Annotated in this window: 12 protein-coding genes; all 12 read left to right on the top strand. The window is 67.1% G+C overall.

What is annotated here, in order from left to right:
• Window positions 1-4 precede the first annotated feature (4 nt).
• The 12 genes from ACZY0R_RS00475 to ACZY0R_RS00530 all read left to right on the top strand — a co-directional run bounded on the left by ACZY0R_RS00475 (window position 5) and on the right by ACZY0R_RS00530 (window position 17,335).
• The gene (locus ACZY0R_RS00475) at window positions 5-1,834 is read left to right on the top strand and encodes an AMP-dependent synthetase/ligase (RefSeq protein ID WP_488856656.1); all 1,830 of its coding nucleotides are present in this window, start codon (window positions 5-7) and stop codon (window positions 1,832-1,834) included.
• A 27-nt stretch (window positions 1,835-1,861) separates the two neighbouring features.
• Window positions 1,862-4,120: a 3-hydroxyacyl-CoA dehydrogenase NAD-binding domain-containing protein gene (locus tag ACZY0R_RS00480; protein ID WP_488856657.1), complete on the top strand. Its 2,259-nt coding sequence runs from the start codon at window positions 1,862-1,864 to the stop codon at window positions 4,118-4,120.
• Between the two features lie 89 nt (window positions 4,121-4,209).
• On the top strand, window positions 4,210-5,382 hold the full coding sequence (locus ACZY0R_RS00485; protein ID WP_488856658.1) for an ABC transporter substrate-binding protein: 1,173 nt from the start codon (window positions 4,210-4,212) through the stop codon (window positions 5,380-5,382).
• An 82-nt stretch (window positions 5,383-5,464) separates the two neighbouring features.
• The gene (locus tag ACZY0R_RS00490; protein ID WP_488856659.1) at window positions 5,465-7,075 is read left to right on the top strand and encodes a class I adenylate-forming enzyme family protein; all 1,611 of its coding nucleotides are present in this window, start codon (window positions 5,465-5,467) and stop codon (window positions 7,073-7,075) included.
• 219 nt (window positions 7,076-7,294) lie between these two features.
• Window positions 7,295-8,152 (top strand): AraC family transcriptional regulator, encoded by an 858-nt coding sequence (locus ACZY0R_RS00495; RefSeq protein ID WP_488856660.1) that lies wholly within the window; start codon window positions 7,295-7,297, stop codon window positions 8,150-8,152.
• Between the two features lie 201 nt (window positions 8,153-8,353).
• Window positions 8,354-8,605 carry a helix-turn-helix domain-containing protein gene (locus ACZY0R_RS00500; protein WP_045238703.1) on the top strand — a complete coding sequence of 84 codons (252 nt, stop codon included), beginning with the start codon at window positions 8,354-8,356 and terminating at the stop codon, window positions 8,603-8,605.
• A gap of 2 nt (window positions 8,606-8,607) precedes the next feature.
• Window positions 8,608-9,948, top strand: a complete 1,341-nt coding sequence (locus ACZY0R_RS00505; RefSeq protein ID WP_488856661.1) for a type II toxin-antitoxin system HipA family toxin — start codon at window positions 8,608-8,610, stop codon at window positions 9,946-9,948.
• Between the two features lie 187 nt (window positions 9,949-10,135).
• The gene (locus ACZY0R_RS00510) at window positions 10,136-11,311 is read left to right on the top strand and encodes an acyl-CoA dehydrogenase family protein (RefSeq protein WP_488856662.1); all 1,176 of its coding nucleotides are present in this window, start codon (window positions 10,136-10,138) and stop codon (window positions 11,309-11,311) included.
• Between the two features lie 117 nt (window positions 11,312-11,428).
• Window positions 11,429-13,054, top strand: coding sequence for a histidine kinase N-terminal 7TM domain-containing protein (locus ACZY0R_RS00515; RefSeq protein WP_488856663.1), 1,626 nt, complete (start codon window positions 11,429-11,431; stop codon window positions 13,052-13,054).
• 304 nt (window positions 13,055-13,358) lie between these two features.
• On the top strand, window positions 13,359-14,327 hold the full coding sequence (locus tag ACZY0R_RS00520) for a tripartite tricarboxylate transporter substrate binding protein (protein WP_488859457.1): 969 nt from the start codon (window positions 13,359-13,361) through the stop codon (window positions 14,325-14,327).
• Between the two features lie 70 nt (window positions 14,328-14,397).
• Window positions 14,398-15,198 (top strand): enoyl-CoA hydratase/isomerase family protein, encoded by an 801-nt coding sequence (locus tag ACZY0R_RS00525; protein ID WP_488856664.1) that lies wholly within the window; start codon window positions 14,398-14,400, stop codon window positions 15,196-15,198.
• Between the two features lie 4 nt (window positions 15,199-15,202).
• The gene (locus tag ACZY0R_RS00530) at window positions 15,203-17,335 is read left to right on the top strand and encodes an acetate--CoA ligase family protein (RefSeq protein WP_488856665.1); all 2,133 of its coding nucleotides are present in this window, start codon (window positions 15,203-15,205) and stop codon (window positions 17,333-17,335) included.
• The last annotated feature ends 86 nt before the right edge of the window (window positions 17,336-17,421 follow it).

Consider the following 17,421-nt stretch of genomic DNA (forward strand, 5'->3'; position numbering starts at 1 on the left):
CACCATGAAGCCCCTTTCCGAAGCGGCATTCGACACCCTGCCGCAAATGTTCTGGCATGGTGTGGCCGAGCGCGGCGACGCGGTCATGATGCGGCAGAAGGATCTCGGCGTCTGGCGCAGCTACCGCTGGCGCGAAGTGGGCGAGATCGTGGCCGATGTTGCCGCCGGCCTGGCCGAACTGGGCCTGCAGCCGGGCGAGGTGGTGTCGGTGCTGTCCAATACCAACCGGGAATGGGTGTGGAGCGACCTGGGCGCCTTGACGGCCGGCGCCGTGGTAAGCGGCATCTACCCCACCGATGCGCCTTCGCAGGTGGAATACCTGTGCCACGACTCCGGCAGCGTGATGCTCTTCGTGGAAAACGAGGAGCAGCTCGACAAATACCTGGAAGTGCGCGAGCGGCTGCCACGGCTGCGCAAGGTGGTGGTCTACGACATGGAAGGGCTGGCCGGCTTCGACGACCCGGACGTGCTCAGCTTCGACGCGCTGCTGGCACTCGGCAGGCAGGTGCGGGCGCGAGAGCCGGATCTGGTGGCGCAACGGCTGGCCGCCGGGCGCGCCGATGCGCTGGCGGTGCTCGTGTACACGTCGGGCACCACGGGACGGCCCAAGGGCGCGATGCTGTCGCACCGCAATGCGCTACGCAGCTGCCTGACGCTGCGCGAGTTCCTGCCCGCCACCACCATCGGCGAGCGCATGGCCTTCCTGCCGCTGTGCCACGTCTCGGAGCGGATCTTCGGCGAGTATTACTCGATCCTGTCCGGCGCTGTCGTCAATTTCGTCGAAAACCCGGACACCATCTTCGACAACATCCGCGAGATCCAGCCCGATGCTTTCCTGGCGGTGCCGCGCGTGTGGGAGAAACTCTATTCCAGCGTCACCATCGCGGTACGCGAGGCCACCCGCCTGCAGCGCTGGGCCTATGACTGGGCCATTGCCGCCGGACGGGCCCGCGTGCACGAAGACGGCCAGGCAAAGCCGCTGCCACCCGGCGCGCGCCTGAAGCTCTGGCTGGCCGATACGCTGGTACTGGGCAACGTGCGCCGCATGATGGGGCTGAACCGCGTGCAACTGGCGGTGACCGGCGCGGCGCCGATCTCGCCGGATCTGATCCGCTGGTATATGGCGCTGGGCATCGTGCTCCACGAGCTATGGGGCATGACCGAGATCACCGGCGCGGCCACCTGCAACCCGCCGGGACGGACGCGGCCCGGCAGCATCGGCATCGCCTTGCCGCATACCGAGGTGAAGATCTCCCACGAGGGCGAGTTGCTGGTGCGCGGGCCGCAGGTGTTCATGGGCTACCTGAACCTGCCCGGCAAGACCGCCGAAACGATGGTGGACGACTGGCTGCGCACCGGCGACGTGGGCCGGGTGGACGGGCAGGGCTATTTCTATATCACCGACCGCATGAAGGACCTGATCATCACCGCCGGCGGCAAGAACGTCACGCCCTCGGAGTGGGAGAACCAGCTCAAGTTCAGCCCCTACGTAACCGACGCCGTCGTCATCGGCGATCGCCGGCCCTACCTGAGCTGCCTGGTGATGATCGACCAGGACAACGTGGAGCAGTGGGCGCAGGAGCACGACGTGCATTTCTCCGACTACGGCTCGCTGTGCCGCAGCAAGGAAGTGATCGCGCTGGTGGGGCAGGAAATCGACAAGATCAACAAGCAGTTTGCGCGGGTCGAGCAGATCAAGGCGTTCCGGCTCATCGAGACCCGCCTCGGCGCCGAGGACGAGGAACTGACCCCGACCATGAAGCTCAAGCGCAAGCTGGTCAACGACAAGTACAGCGCGCTGATCGAGTCGATGTACCTGGCTAAGGTGGCCTGAACGCAAGCGGCCCCAACAGGAGGCGCCATGAGCGATGCAGACAAAGCGGTTCCCGTCAGCCTGGTGCGCCACGGCCGCATCGGCCTGCTGTGCATCGACCATCCGCCGGTGAATGCGCTCTCGGTGGCCACGGTAGCAGGGCTGGATGCCAGGTTGGCCGCCTTCGAGGCCGATCCCTCCCTCGATGGCTTGCTGATCTGGTGCGCGGGCCGGACCTTCGTGGCCGGTGGCGACATTGCCCAGTTCGACGCGCCGGATTTCACCGCCGCGCCTTACAACCGCATCCTGGCCCGGATCGAAGCCAGCGAACGGCTGGTGGTGGCGGCCCTGCACGGCACCGCGCTCGGCGGCGGGCTGGAACTGGCGCTGGCCTGCCATTACCGGGTGGCCTTGCCCGGCACGCGGGTCGGGCTGCCGGAGATCAAGCTGGGGCTGCTGCCGGGATCGCTCGGTACCCAGCGGCTGCCGCGCGCCTGCGGGGCAGCGCTGGCACTGGACCTGATGCTGAGCGGGCGCATGCTCGACGCCGAGGCGGCGCTGGCCGCCGGCATCGTCGACGCGCTGGTGCAGGGCGAGCCGCTGGCCGCGGGCCTCAACTTCCTGGAAGACCTGCTTGAGCGGCTGGCGCCACCGCGACGCCTGTCCACACTATCCGTACCCGTGGCTGGCCTGCCCAAGGACTTCTTCACGCAAGCCATGCAACATGCCACGCAGCAGCGCGCGCACTATCCCGCCGCCGCGGCCATCGTGCAAGCGGTGGAAGCGGCAGCGACGCTGCCGTTCGCGCAGGGCGAGGCGAGGGAGGCAGCCTTGCTCACCGCCTGCGTGGCCTCGCCCGAATCGCGGGCGCTGCGGCACCTGTTCTTTGCCGAACGGCAAGCGGCCCGCGTGCCCGGCATGCCTGCGGGAGCAACGCCGCGCGCGCTGCACACGGCAGGCGTGGTCGGCGCCGGCACCATGGGCAGCCGCATCGCCATGAGCCTGGCGGATGCCGGCTTGCCGGTGACGCTGGTGGAAGCCAGCGGCACCGCGCTGGCGAGGGGCCTGGCCTCGGTGCGCGCCCAGTACGAAGCCAGCGCGGCGGCGGGGCGGATACGGCCGGACCAGGTCGCCAGGCGCATGGGCCTGATCGCGGGGGCCCTGGACTATGAAGCGCTGGCCGGCTGCGAACTGGTGATCGAGGCGGTGGACGAGGACATGGCGCTCAAGCAGCATGTATGCGCCCGGCTCGGGCGCATCTGCAAGCCCGGCGCGATCGTCGCCACCAACACCTCGACGCTGGATGTGGAAGTGCTGGCCGAGGCCAGCGGCCGGCCCGCCGATTTCGCCGGCCTGCATTTCCGCAATCCGGCCAACGGCGGGCGGCTGATCGAGGTGGTGCGCGGCAGTGCCACCGCGCCGGATGTGCTGGTGACGGCCATGCAACTGGCCCGGCGGCTCGGCAAGGTGGCGGTGGTGTCGGGCGTGTGCTTTGGCTTTATCGGCAACCGCATGGCCGAAGCTTACCTGCGCGAGAGCGAGTTCCTGCTGATGGAAGGGGTAAGCCCGGCGCGGCTCGACGCCGTGATGCAAGCCTACGGCATGGCGATGGGCCCATGCCGCATGCTGGACCTGGCCGGGATCGACGTGGGCGCCAAGATCGTGCTCGAGTACGGCAAGGCGGGCGGGCTGCCGCCCGATCCCGCCTATCGCGCGGTAGTGCGCACGCTGTTCATGCTAGGGCGGCTCGGCTGCAAGAGCGGTGCGGGCTATTACCGGTATCCGGACGGGCAAGCTGTGCCCGACCCCGAAGCGGAACGCATCTGCGCCGCGCTGGGGCGCGCGCACGGCATCGCCCGCCGCATGGATATCGCCGATGCCGAGATCGTCGAGCGCCTGCTCTATCCCCTGATCAACGAGGCCGCCAAGCTGCTGGAAGAGGGCGTGGCCTGCCGGCCCGGCGACATCGATATGGTGTGGACTGCGGGCTACGGCTTTCCGGATTACCTCGGCGGCCCGGTCTGGCAGGCCGACAGCATTGGCCTGCCGCGCATCGTGGCGGGACTGGAGCGCTATGCGCGGCTGCGCGGCAATCCTTACGACTACTGGGACATCTCACCGTTGCTGGCGGCACTGGCGCGGGGCGGGCAGCGCTTGTCCGGCTGGTCGGCACCGCTGGCCCCGGCCGATGTGCCAGCGCCGGCGGGGCAGGGACGTTCCACAGCAACCATCTCGCTCTCGCCGGACCCGCTGGCCGGGCCAGGCAGGGTCCACGCGGGACCCAAGCCGCCACAGAGCGTCCATTGACCAAGGCAGTCCGCCGGTTCCCGGCCCCCTGAAGCACCATCAGCACCACCATAGAGCGCCATAAAGCACCATAAAACAAGGAGACAACCATGATCTTGAAGACCACCATCGCCGCCCTTGCCCTGGCCTTGAGCGCCGGGGCCGCTGCGCAGACCCGCGGCGTCACCGACAAGGAAATCGTGCTCGGCCTGATCACCGATATGTCCGGGCCGATCGTCAACTACGGCAAGGAATCCCGCAACGGCATGACCATGGCCGTGGAAGAAATCAACGCCCGCGGCGGCGTGCAGGGCCGCAAGCTGCGGGTGGTGGTGGAAGACAACGGCTATGAACCCAAGCGTGCCGTGCTGGCAGCGCAGAAACTGGTCACGCAGGACGGCGTGTTCGCCATCATCGGCCACCTGGGCACCGCGCCCAATATGGCCACGCTGCCGTTCCTGGTGCAAAGCAAGGTCTTCAACTTCATGCCGCAGAGCGCCGCGCGCGACATGTATGAGCCCGCCAGCCCGTACAAGATAGCACTGGGGCCGTCCAATTTCCTGATGTCCACCACCATCATGGATTACTTCTTCAAGCAGAAGCCCTACCAGCGGGTGGGCGCGCTTTACCAGGACGACGACTACGGGCGGGAGTCGGTGGAAGGCGTGCAGGCCTATCTCAAGGCCAGGAACATGACCCTGGTGGAGAAAGTGTCGTACAAGCGCGGCGCCACCGATTTTTCCTCGCAGATGGCGCGTCTCAAGGCGGCCAACTGCGACCTGGTGTTCAATGCCTCCACCATGCGCGAGTACATCGCTTCGGTCCAGGAAGCGCGCAAGATCGGCTTCAACCCGGTCTTCGCCGGCACCTCGGCCAATTACGCGCACCAGGTGCCGCTGCTGGGCGGCAAGGCCATGGAAGGCCTGCATGCGGCGGCCTTCATCATGCTGCCCTATGCGGATGACGCAAACCCGGCGGTACGGCAATGGGCAGCCGCCTACAAGAAGCGCTTCAATGAAGACCCGGGCGTGTACTCGATGTTCAGCTACTACGCCTACACCACCTTCGCCACCCTCGCCGACAAGGCCGGGCGCAACCTGACCGCCGAGTCCTTCAACGCCGCCATGGAGTCGACCAAGCTGCCGCAGGACACGCTGGGCAACCCGGGCTTCAATGTCTCCGCCAGCAACCGCCTGAGCAACGACCGCATCCGCATCATGAAGGTGGCCGGCGACAAGTGGATTCCCGCCAGCGACCTGCTGCCGCCGCCCAAGATGAACTGAGCGCGGCGAGCCACAACGGGATGGCGATCCCCGCCGCCATGACAGGCGGCGGGTCCGGAGCAACGGACAATCGGAGACAGACATGAGCACAGCAACGGAACAGGCGCGCGAGCGCATCGGCCGCATCGCCCTGGGCGATGTGGTCCACCGCTCCGCCCGGCGCTTCGGCGGCCGGACGGCGCTGATCGAGGGCGACCATAGCCTGAGCTACGCGGCGCTGAACGCCGCCACCAACCAGTTCGCCCATTACCAGCTGGCGCAGGAAATGCGCAGCGCCGAGCGTGTCGGCATGCTGTGCAACAACTCCATCGGCATGATCGTGGCGCTGCTGGGGATCCAGAAGGCGGGCATGGTGTGGGTGCCGATCAATACGGCCCTGGCGCCGGACGCGATCCAATACATCCTGGAACACGCCGAGGTCACGCGGCTGGTGGCGGACGCGTCCGTGCTGGCGCGGCCCGGCATCGCGGAGCTGGTGGCGGCGCTGGGCATTCCCGTTGTGCTCCTGGTGCCCGCAGGCGAGGTGGCAGGCGACCTGGCGGGCCTGTCCGTGACGAAGTACTCCGACGCGCTGGCCGGCCAGCCGGAGGCGCTGCCCGACGTGGATATCGCCAGCGGCCAGCTGGCGCAGATCATGTACACCAGCGGCACCACCGGCCCGCAGAAGGGCGTGATGCATTCGCACGCTTCGGTCCATTCGGTGCTGTCCGCCAACCTGGTCGATACGGGCTGCGGCACGGCGCGGGAGCTCTTTACCTGCCTGCTGCCGATGTTCCACTGTGCCCAGCACGGCAATACCATGAGTGCGCTGCTAGGCGGGCACACCGTGGTGGTGGGTCGCGGCTTCGATCCCGCCCGCGTGCTGGCCGACCTGGCCCGGCACCGCGTCAGCGTCGTGGTGGCGCTGCCAATGATGTACCGGGCCATGCTGGAGCACCCGCAGTTCGCCGACACCGATCTTTCCAGCGTGCGGCTGTGCATCTACGGCATGGCGCCGTTGCCCAAGAACCTGCTGCTGCGCCTGCAGGATGCGTTCTGCCCCAACTTCATCCTGTGCTCTGGCCAGACCGAGATGTACCCGGCGGCCACCATCTTCGAGGCGGAGGAACAGCGCAAGCGCTTTGGCGCTTACTGGGGCGTCGGCACGGTGGTCAACGAGGTGGCGGTGATGGCCGACGACGGCAGGCTGCTCGGCCCCGGCGAGCCGGGCGAGATCGTGTTTCGCGGGCCCAACGTGATGCTGGGCTATTACAAGGACCCGGAGGCCACCGCTCGCGTGCAGCGCTTTGGCTGGCATCACTCCGGCGACCTGGGCGTGCTGGACGAGGACGGGCAACTGCTGTTCCTCGACCGCATCAAGGACATGATCAAGACCGGTGGCGAGAACGTACCCTCGATCAAGGTCGAAGAAGTGCTGCTGCGCCATGCCGCCGTGGCCAATGCTGCGGTGGTGGGCCTGCCGCATGCGCGCTGGGGCGAGGCGGTGACGGCGTTCGTCACGCTCAAGCCAGGCGCGGCGGTGGAGCAGGAGGAGCTGGGCGCCCACTGCAAGGCGCATCTCGGCGGCTTCGAGGTGCCCAAGGACGTGGTGCTGCTGGCCGCGCTACCGGCGACTTCCACGGGAAAGATCCAGAAGTTCGAGTTGCGCCAGCGTTATCGGGAGCACTACGATACGGCGGGAGCGCCTCGCTGACCAGCACACGGTCCGGCCCCTGGCGCCACCGGGCCGGAACGCCTGGCCATAGCCACCTGACGCAAGACGTAGCTGGCTGCTCCGGCTACGCTGCTTTTTGCGCCGCGGCACGGCAGCACCGCCCGGTCAGCGTCGTCCGAAGCACCCAGACCGCACAACCAGCAGGCCTGACGACGCACCAACCGGTGCGCGGACAGCGCCCGGCAGGAGACAAAGGACATGCAGATGCAAGCACAAGGCATTGCGTGCCCGCCAGCCATGACCTTGGCGCCGGGCGCCAGGGCAGGGACCGGCCGGGTAATGTGGCTCACGCCGGACCGGCTCTTCTACGCCGGCCTGCTGGGCTCGCCCTCGGTCCGCACCATGGGCGGCTTGCTGATTTATGTGGCTTTGCGTGCACCCATCCGCATCCGTTTCGACGGCGGGCCCTGGGAGTCCACGGAACTGGCGGTGGTGCCAGCCTATATGCCGCACTCGGTGGCCTGCGATGACCGCATGATCTGCGACCTCGGGCTAGAGGCCGAGAGCATCGACCTCGCCCGCCTGCCGTCGGTGATCCGCGGCCGGGCGGGGCCGGTGGACGATGCGGCATTCGTGCGCCACGTGCGCCAGGCCCACGCCTACCTGAGCGAGCGCGGCCGGGAGCTTGACCTGCAGGCGGACAGCTTCGACCAGATCTTCTTCGGCCATGCGCTGGCGCCACGCCGGATGGACCCACGCATCGACGCCGTGGTGCGGCGCATCCGCAACGCGCCCTCGGCCACCGCCACGGCCGAATCTTGCGCCGCATCCGCCCACCTGTCGTTTTCGCGCTTCCTGCACTTGTTCAAGGAAGAGGTTGGCACACCGTTCCGCAGCTTTCGCACGTGGAAACGGGCCCGCAGCCTGCTGCACTATGTCACCCAGGACTCCAACCTGGCGCATGTGGCGCTGGATACCGGGTACCCTGACTCCACGCACTTCAGCCACTCCATCCGCCAGGTCTACGGGCTCAAACCCAGCGACATCTTTGCCGGCTCGCGCAAGCTTGCGCTGATCGGCGAGCGGGTGGCGGTGGGCGACGGCATGCCTGGCTAGGCGGCTCCCGCAACAAGCACGGATTTCCTGCTCCGTAACCTGGCAACCGGGCTTTGGCACGGCTTGGCAGCGGCCGATCTCGCCCCTTCCTACCCACTAAATTGGTAAAATGCAAATACCCATTAAATTGGTATTTGCATAATACCTATATTACTCATAAAATGATTTTACGCACATAACGGGTAAGCCTGGATCACCAAGATGAAGCAATTGCTCTCCACCGCTGGCCAGCTTGGGCAGGTGCTGCAATCCGCACGGCGTGCGGGGAAGCTGTCCCAGACGGACCTCGCCTCGCGCCTGGGCATCAGCCAAAGCCGCGTCTCCCATATGGAGCTGAACCCCGGCAGCATCAGCGCGGATCAGTTGCTGGCGCTGGTCAGCAGCCTGGGCCTTGAGCTGGTCGTCCAGGACAAGCGCCCGGCCGGCGCCGATTCCCCAACGGTGGAGTGGTAGGCATGGGCCGCAAATCGCATGCCCGAGCGCTTTCGGTGTGGGCCAATGGCGAGCGGGTAGGGACGTGGCGCATCCCCACGCGGGGCGATATGGAACTGCAGTATGACCCCGGCTGGATCGCCTCGCCCGCCGGCCGGCCCTTGTCCCTGTCGCTGCCCTTCGGCGTCGGTGCGTCCCCGCTGAAGGGCGACAGGGTGCGCAACTACTTCGATAACCTGCTGCCCGACAGCGACGCCATCCGCAAGCGCCTCGCCACCCGCTTCCGGGCAGCGACCACGGAGGCCTTCGACCTGCTGGAAGCCATCGGCCGCGACTGCGTCGGCGCGGTACAGTTGCTCGGCGAAAGCGAGCAGCCGGTGGGACACGACCGCATCGACGGCACGCCGCAGTCCGATGCCGATATCGAAAGACTGCTGCGGCAAACGGTCAGCCCGGCCGCCCTGGGCGCGCAGGGCGATGAAGACGACTTCCGCATCTCCCTGGCCGGCGCGCAGGAGAAGACAGCGCTGCTGTGGCACGGCAGCCAGTGGATGAAGCCCCACGGCGCCACGCCCACCACCCACATCCTCAAGTTGCCGCTCGGGCTGGTGGGCAACAAGCGAGCCGACCTCAGCACCTCGGTGGAGAACGAATGGCTCTGCCTGACCATCCTCGCCGCCTATGGCCTGCCGGTCGCGCACAGTGAAATCAAGACCTTCGCCAGCCAGAAGGTTCTGAGCGTGCAACGCTTCGACCGGCAACCGCACTCGTCGGGCAACTGGATCCTGCGGCTGCCGCAGGAGGACTTCTGCCAGGCGCTGGGTGTCGCTCCCCACCTGAAATACGAAGCGGACGGTGGCCCGGGCATGCGCGATATCGCGCAGATCCTGCGGCAATCGACCCACGCCGACGAAGACCTCGAGTCCTTCCTCGCCACGCAGATCCTGTTCTGGATGCTGGCGGCACCCGACGGGCATGCCAAGAATTTCAGCATCCGGCTGCTGCCCGGCGGGCGCTACCGGATGACGCCGCTCTATGACGTGATGTCGATCTGGCCGGTGGTCGGCAACGGGGCGAACCAGTGGTCGTGGCACAAGGCCAAGCTGGCCATGGCGGTGGCCGGCAAGAACCGGCACTACCTGTTCAAGGACGTGCAACGCCGGCATTTCAACGCGATGGCGCCCAAGTGTTTCCACGGCCCGGATGCCGAGGGCATGATCCAGCGGCTCATTGCGCAAACGCCGGCGGTCATCGGGAAGGTCGGCGCCGCCTTGCCGGCTGGTTTCCCGCAGAAGGTGGCGGACAGCATCCTCCAGGGACTGGAAGCTTCCGCCAGACAGCTCGAGGCAATGCCACCCGGATAGCGGCGGGTCCGGGCACCGGAGCGCCGACCACTTTGCGCAAGACGAAGTGCGCGGCGCAGCCTATGGTCGCGGCATGCCGGCAGTGCCGCATGGAATCGCCCGCCGGTTTGTGGCCGGCTCCCATGCCGCATGCCCCCGACCCCAAACGGCAGCCGCGCCGGCTGCCTGCCCACTGACAGGACCCACGATGAGCCTCCTGACCCTGCCGCCGCTCGCCCACTATTTCACGGCCGAGCACGAACAGTTTCGCAGCACCCTGCGCGAATTCGTCGCCCGCGAGATCTCGCCGTTTGTGAACGAATGGGATGAAGCCGGGACCTTTCCCCGCTCGCTGTACCGGCGCGCTGCCGAGATCGGCTTGCTCGGGCTGGGTTACCCGGAGCGCTTCGGCGGCACGCCCGGCGACATCTTCTACCACCTGATCCAGGCCGAGGAATTCGCCCGCAGCGGCTCGGGCGGCGTCAATGCGTCGCTCCATTCCCACTCCATCGGTGTGCCGCCGATCGTCGCGGCAGGCAGCGAGGCGCTGCAGCAGCGCGTGCTGCCCGCGGTTATCGCCGGCGACAAGATCGCCGCGCTGGCCATCACGGAACCGGGCGGCGGTTCCGATGTAGCGAGTCTCAGGACCACGGCCGTGCGCGACGGCGACCACTACGTCGTCAACGGCGAAAAGACCTTCATCACCTCCGGCATGCGCGCCGATTTCATCACCACGGCGGTGCGCACCGACCCTGCCAACAAGGGCGCGGGCGGCATCTCCCTGCTGCTGATCGAAGGCAACCCGCGCGGCCTGACCCGCACCGGACTGAAGAAGATGGGCTGGCTCGCCTCCGACACCGCCCACCTGCATTTCGACAACTGCCGCATCCCCGCCGCCAACCTGATCGGCGAGGAAAACCGCGGATTCCAGATCATCATGCGCAACTTCAATTCCGAGCGGCTGGGGATGAGCGCAAGCGCCTATGGCTATGCCGAGGCCTGCCTGCAGGAAGCGCTGGACTGGGCACGCCAGCGCAATACCTTCGGCCAGCCGCTGGTGGAGCGGCAGGTGATCCGCCACAAGCTGGTCGACATGGCGCTGCGCATCGAAGCCGCGCGCAATCTCGTCTATGACCTGGCCTACCGCGTCCAGCACCAAGCAGGAGACCCCGCGCAACTGGTGGCGCGCACCTGCATGGCCAAGATCCAGGCCACGCAGGCGATGCAGTTCTGCGCCGACCAGGCCGTGCAGATCCTGGGCGGGATGGGTTTCATGCGCGGCACGCTGAGCGAACGTGTATACCGGGAGGTCAAGGTCATGATGATCGGTGGTGGGTCCGAGGAGATCATGAAAGACCTAGCAGCGCGGCAACTGGGGTTTTGAGGGGAGGGGCCTGGGTGGCATCGGCGTCCGTACTGCCCGCATGCCAGCCTTATAATCCGACCAGAGATTCCGCCGCCGGGCACCGCCGGCGGGCGAGAGCGTCCTGGAACCGGCCGAATGCCTTCGTACCCCCTCATCCTTTGTCTCACCTTTGCCGTCGTTGGCAGCCTCACGGTTGCCGTGGCCGCGTGGACCAGGCGGGACGACCCCACCGTCAAGGCCTTCCTGATGCTGGCCTTCGGCTGCGTGATATGGAGCGGCGGCCGCCTGCTGGAACTGAGTTCCTTCGACCTGGAAACCCGCGTGATGTGGGCCAAGCTGCAGTACTTCGGTATCGTCGCGGTACCGATCGCCTGGCTTTGCGCCATGATCCAGCTCAGCCGGCCCAGGTTCGTCATTCCCTGGTCATTGCTCTCGATGCCCATCGTGATCAATATCGTGACGCTGGGCCTCGTCTTCACCAACGAACGGCACCACCTGATCTGGGATTCGATCGCGATGGTACCTGGTGGCCTGCCACCCGGAGCGGTCTTCACCCATGGTCCAGCGTACGCGGTGGTGGCCGCCTATTCCTACCTGCTGTTACTGATCAGCCTTTACTTCCTGCTGACGGCCCGCGTGCCCAGCAGCAGCCTGACGCGGGGCGGGCGCACCGTGCTGGCCGGCGGACTGGCGCTGCCGCTGGTGGCCAATATCGCGTACCTGCGTGGATGGACAGGGCTGCTCGGGGGCGACCTGACCCCGGCCACCCTCTCCGTGATGACGGTGCTGGTGTGGATATGCGCGCTGCGCGGGCACCTGAATGACGTGGGGCACTACGCCAGGCTACGGGTGTTCGATGCCCTGCAAGAGGGCTGCGTAATCGTGAATGCGGACGACATCATTGTCGATTTCAATCCCGCCGCCCGCCGGCTGCTGGAAGCCGTGGAACGCGGCAACCCGTACCCGGCAGCCTGGAATGACGCAATCGCCGCCAGTCGCTCTGGCATGCCCGGTAGCGGCGCATCCCACCTGATTTCGGAGGAGCGGGTCGACTACGAGCTCACCGTGGACCCGGTACGCAACCTCAACCGGCAACCGGTAGGGAGCATTGTGTTCCTCCGCGACGTCACCCGTTTCCGCTCGCGCGAACAGGCGCTGACTTCGGAGAACTCCACACTGGCGGTGCGGCTGGGCGAAACCGAGGAAAAGCTCTCTCGCATCGAGGCCGACCTGTACCGCGACGCGCTGACCGGGGTGTTCAACCGGCGGTTCTTCCAGCGCGAGGCCGCCGCCGCGCTGGCCAATGCCTTCGAGCGGGGCATCCCCGTCGGCCTGCTGATCATCGACGTCGATTACTTCAAGCAGTACAACGATCTCCACGGCCACGTGCACGGCGACGAATGCCTGCGCCGGATCGCCGGCGCCCTCGGGGACGCCATGCGCAACGGCCCCGGCGACTTCTGCGCCCGCGTTGGCGGCGAAGAGTTCGCCATCGTGCTCCCGCACATCTCGCCGCGCGAAACCAGGGAAGCCGGATTGCGGCTGCTCCAGGCCGTGCGCTCTCTGGCGCTGCCGCACGGTGGCTGGCCCGAACACCCGTACGTCACCATCAGCGTCGGCGCGGTTTGCGAAATCCCGGCATCGCCGTTCCTGGAGCCAATGCTGGAGAAGGCCGACGCCGCCATGTACGAAGCCAAGCGCAATGGTCGCGACCGCTTCGTGATGCGTGATGCGCTGGCATTGCCCGCGTATCCTGCGTAGCCATTGCCGCGGGCGGATTGCATCCGCGTGACTGTGCATATGCGAGCGCTCTGCGCGATGGCGCGCCCTCCATGCTGCGGTACTCCGTGCCGGTCCATGCCCCCTGAGGCGTGAGCCCGCCCGGGCACGGAAGCGGCCGCTTTCAATTCCGTCTGCCGGAAATGCGGGGCTGTATCGGACGGCATTAACGCTTACTCTGGACTCATCAAAAACGGGCGGGGCAAGGCGCGAAAGTGGCGCCGGGTCCCGCACTGAACCCAGACCGGAGACGCAAGTGCCGAACTCAATCCCTCTCTTTGGCCGGATGCTGGCCAAGCTGGCCATTCCCTTCGCCGCCATGGCCGCGCTGGCGCCATTGGCCGCCACGGCGGCCTACCCGGAAAAGCCGATCCGCCTCGTGGTGCCTTTCGCCCCCGGCGGCGGGACCGACCTGATCGCCAGGACCATGGGGGTCACGATGTCCCAGGACCTGGGCCAGCCCGTGATCGTCGACAACAAGCCAGGCGCTGGCACCATCATCGGCTCCGACGTGGTGGCCAAGAGCGCGCCGGACGGTTACACGCTGGTGATGGCAACGCTGGCCCACGTGGTCAACCCGAGCATCCACGCCAAGCTGCCCTATGCGACCGACAAGGCATTCGCCCCCGTGATGCTGGTAGGCCGGTCGCCCAACGTGCTCGTAGTGCGTCCGGACAGTCCTTACAAAACAGTCCAGGACCTGGTCGCGGCCGCCAGGGCCAAACCGGGAAAGATCTCATTTGCCTCTCAAGGCCCGGGCACCTCGGCGCACCTTGCCGGCGAGCTGTTCAAGTCGCTGGCCAAGGTCGATCTCAATCACATTCCTTACCGTGGCGCCGGCCCCGCGATTACCGACCTGCTGGGCGGGCAGGTCGACGTCATGTTCGCCACCGCCTCGGCGGTCGGACCGCAGCTGGAAAGCGGCAAGCTGCGCGCCATCGCAGTGACCACCGCGCAACGCTCCGCAAGCCCGGTGCTGGCCAAGGTTCCCACCATCGCGGAGAGCGGCGTGCCCGGCTATGTGGCCGAAAGCTGGTACGGACTGTTCGTGCCGGCCGGCACGCCCGCCCCGGTGATCGCCCGCCTCAATGCGGCAGCCAGGAAGGCCGTACAGACCGACGCGTTCCGCAAGCGTGCCGAAACCGAGGGTCTTGAGGTCAGTGCGGGCACGCCAGAGGAATTCGGGCGCTACGTGCGCAGCGAAGAGGCCCGCTGGAGCCGCGTGGTCAAGGAAGCCAAGATCACCGTCGAGTAATCCCGCCGCATCGGCAACACATGATACGCAAGGCCAATCGCATGGCCACCAGACAAAGAGAGACCAGCCAATGACCACCACCTCACTGATCACGCTCGACATCGATGCCGGGATCGCCACCTTGTCGCTGAACCGCCCGGAAAAACGCAATGCCATGACCGATGACATGCGCACCGAGCTGATCGCCGCCCTCGAACACATTACGCAGGACAAGAGCATTCGCGCACTGGTCCTCACCGGCAACGGCAAGGGCTTTTGCGCGGGCGGCGACGTGGCCGGCATGCAGAGGCGCATGGACGCGCCGCCGGGCGAAGTTGCCTTCAATGGCTGGGCGCGCCAGCAACGGGTGCACCATACGGTCGCGCTGCTGCACAACATGCCCAAGCCGACCATCGCAGCGGTCAATGGCGCCGCGGCCGGGCTCGGCGCGGACATGGCGATGAGCTGCGATTTCGTGATGGCGTCGGAAAGCGCCAGCTTTGCGTGGTCCTACATCCATCGCGGCCTGATCCCGGACGGCGGCGGCATGTATTTCCTGCCGCGCCGCACCGGCCTGGCCAAAGCCAAGGAACTGATCTTCAGCGGCCGCAAGGTCGATGCCGCCGAGGCGCTTCAGCTTGGCATCGCGGATCGCCTGAGCGAGCCGGAAACGCTGCTGGCCAATGCGCGCGCCTGGGCCGCCGAGTTGAGCCAGGGGTCGGCCACCGCCCTGGCGCTGGGCAAGTCCATCCTGAACCAGACCTTCGAGCTGCCGGCCGGCCAGGTGTTCGCGCAGGGCAGCCAGGCACAGGGCATCTGCTATACCAGCACCGAGCACCGCGAGTCCGTGCTGGCATTCCTGGACAAGATGGCAGCAAAGGAAAAGGCCTGACACCATGGACACAGCAAACACACGCTCCGTCATCGGCCGCCTGCTCAATCCGCGCAGCGTTGCCATCATCGGTGCTTCCGCCGATGCGGCCAAGACCGCCGGACGCCCCGTTGCCTACCTGAAGAAGCACGGATTCGCCGGCGCCATCTACCCCGTCAACCCAAAGGTGAGCGAGATCGACGGCCTGCGCTGCTATCCGGATGTCCGGTCGCTGCCCGAGGTGCCGGATGTGGGCATCGTCCTGCTTGGCGCGGAACGCGCCCACCTGGCAGTTCGCGACCTGGCCGCCCGCGGCACCGGCGCCGCCATCGTGCTGGCCAGCGGCTATACCGAAACCGGCGCCGAAGGCGCGCGGCGCCAGGCCGAGCTGATCGAGGCAGCGGGCGCCATGCGCCTGCTGGGCCCCAATACCATCGGCCTGGTCAACCTGACCGACAACATCCCGCTGTCGGCCAGCGGCGCGCTCGAGATGGCGCATTTTCCGGCCGGCAACATCGGCGTGGTCTCGCAAAGCGGAGGCATTCTTGGCGCCTTGCTGTCGCGCGCCGCCGCGCGTGGCATCGGGCTGTCCAAGCTGGTTTCCACCAGCAACGAAGTGGATCTGGAGCTGGCGGATTTCATTGACTACCTGGCCGATGACGAAGCCACCAGGGTGATTGCCCTGTACGTCGAAAGCGTACGGAATCCGGAGAAATTCCGCGCCGCCGCGCTGAAAGCCGCCAGGGCCGGAAAGCCGGTGGTGGCCTTCAAGATCGGTCGCTCCGAGGCCGGAGCCCGGGCGGCGGTATCGCACACGGGCGCGCTCGCCGGCGCGGACCGGATGTACGATGCGCTATTCAGGCAGGTTGGGGTGATCCGCGCGGAAACCTTCGCAGACCTGCTGGATATACCCGCCGCGCTAGCCACCGGCAGGGTGCTGCGCGGCAACCGGATCGCCATCCTGACGTCGACAGGCGGCGCCGGCACTCTGGTGTCGGACAGCCTCGGGATGTCCGGCTTCGAGACGCCCCCGCCCGATGAAGCCACCGCGCAACAGCTGCGGGCACTGCAAAAGGGCGATCATGCTGCGCTGGATCGCAATCCCATCGACGTCACCCTGGCAGGCCTGCAGCCAGACCTGTTGCGCGGTGCGATCAGGGCGCTGCTGGATAGCCCGAGCTACGATGCCGTCGCCGTGATCGTCGGATCGTCGGGCCTGGCGATGCCGGACCTGATGGCAAGCGCGATCCAGCAATGCCTGCCCACCAGCGACAAACCGATCCTGGCTTATGTCAGCCCACATGCGCCGCAGGCTGCCAGCTTGTTGAACGAGCGCGGCGTGCCCGCGTTCAGCGTGCCGGAAAGCTGTACCGTGGCATTTGACGCAATGCTGCGCGCCGCGCAATGGCGCGAGACGCCGGCAGACCAGGCTACGACGCCCGGCTTGCCCGCCGCGCATGCCAACGCCGTCCGCGCCGCAGCAGATTACCCGTGCGGCGCGCTCGACGAAGCGGCCGCAAAGCAACTGTTCGCGCGCTTCGGCATCCCCGCCGTGCGTGAAACCATCGTCGCGAACGGAGAAGAGGCAGCCGCGGCCGCCAGCGGCCTGGGCGCACGCGTGGTGCTGAAAATCCTCTCGGCCGAGATCACGCACAAGAGCGATGTCGACGGCGTAGCCGTCAACCTGTCGCCAGAAGACGTGGCGGGCCGCCTTTCGGCCATGTGCGCCGACGTGCACGCGCATACCGGCGTGGTGCCGCGGCGCTTCCTCGTCCAGGAGATGGTCAGCGGCGGCGTCGAGATGATCCTCGGCATGCACCGCGATGCCCTCGGCACCGCGATCCTGCTCGGCATGGGCGGCGTCGCGGCGGAGCTGTTCAAGGACACCACCCTGCGCATGCTCCCGCCGGCGGGCGGGCTGTCGCGCGCCGAAGCGCTGGGCATGATTCGCGAACTCAAGACCTGGCCGCTGCTGGATGGCTTCCGGGGGCGGCCCAAGGCTGACGTCGACGCCCTCGCGGACGCCATTGTGGCTTTCTCCGCCATGACGGCAGCGCTGGGCGAGCGGCTGGTGGAGGCGGAGATCAACCCGGTTTTTGTGTTGCCGGCCTCCCAAGGAGTGAAGGCGGCGGATGGTGTAGTCGTGCTGGCGGACTGAAGAGGGCGGGAGAGGGCGGGAGAGGGCGGGAGAGGGCGCGCAGAGTCGCAATGTGCCTGGTTCCGCGAGCGCTGACTATGTCAAAC

The sequence above is a fragment of the Cupriavidus sp. F041 genome, from assembly GCF_057814235.1.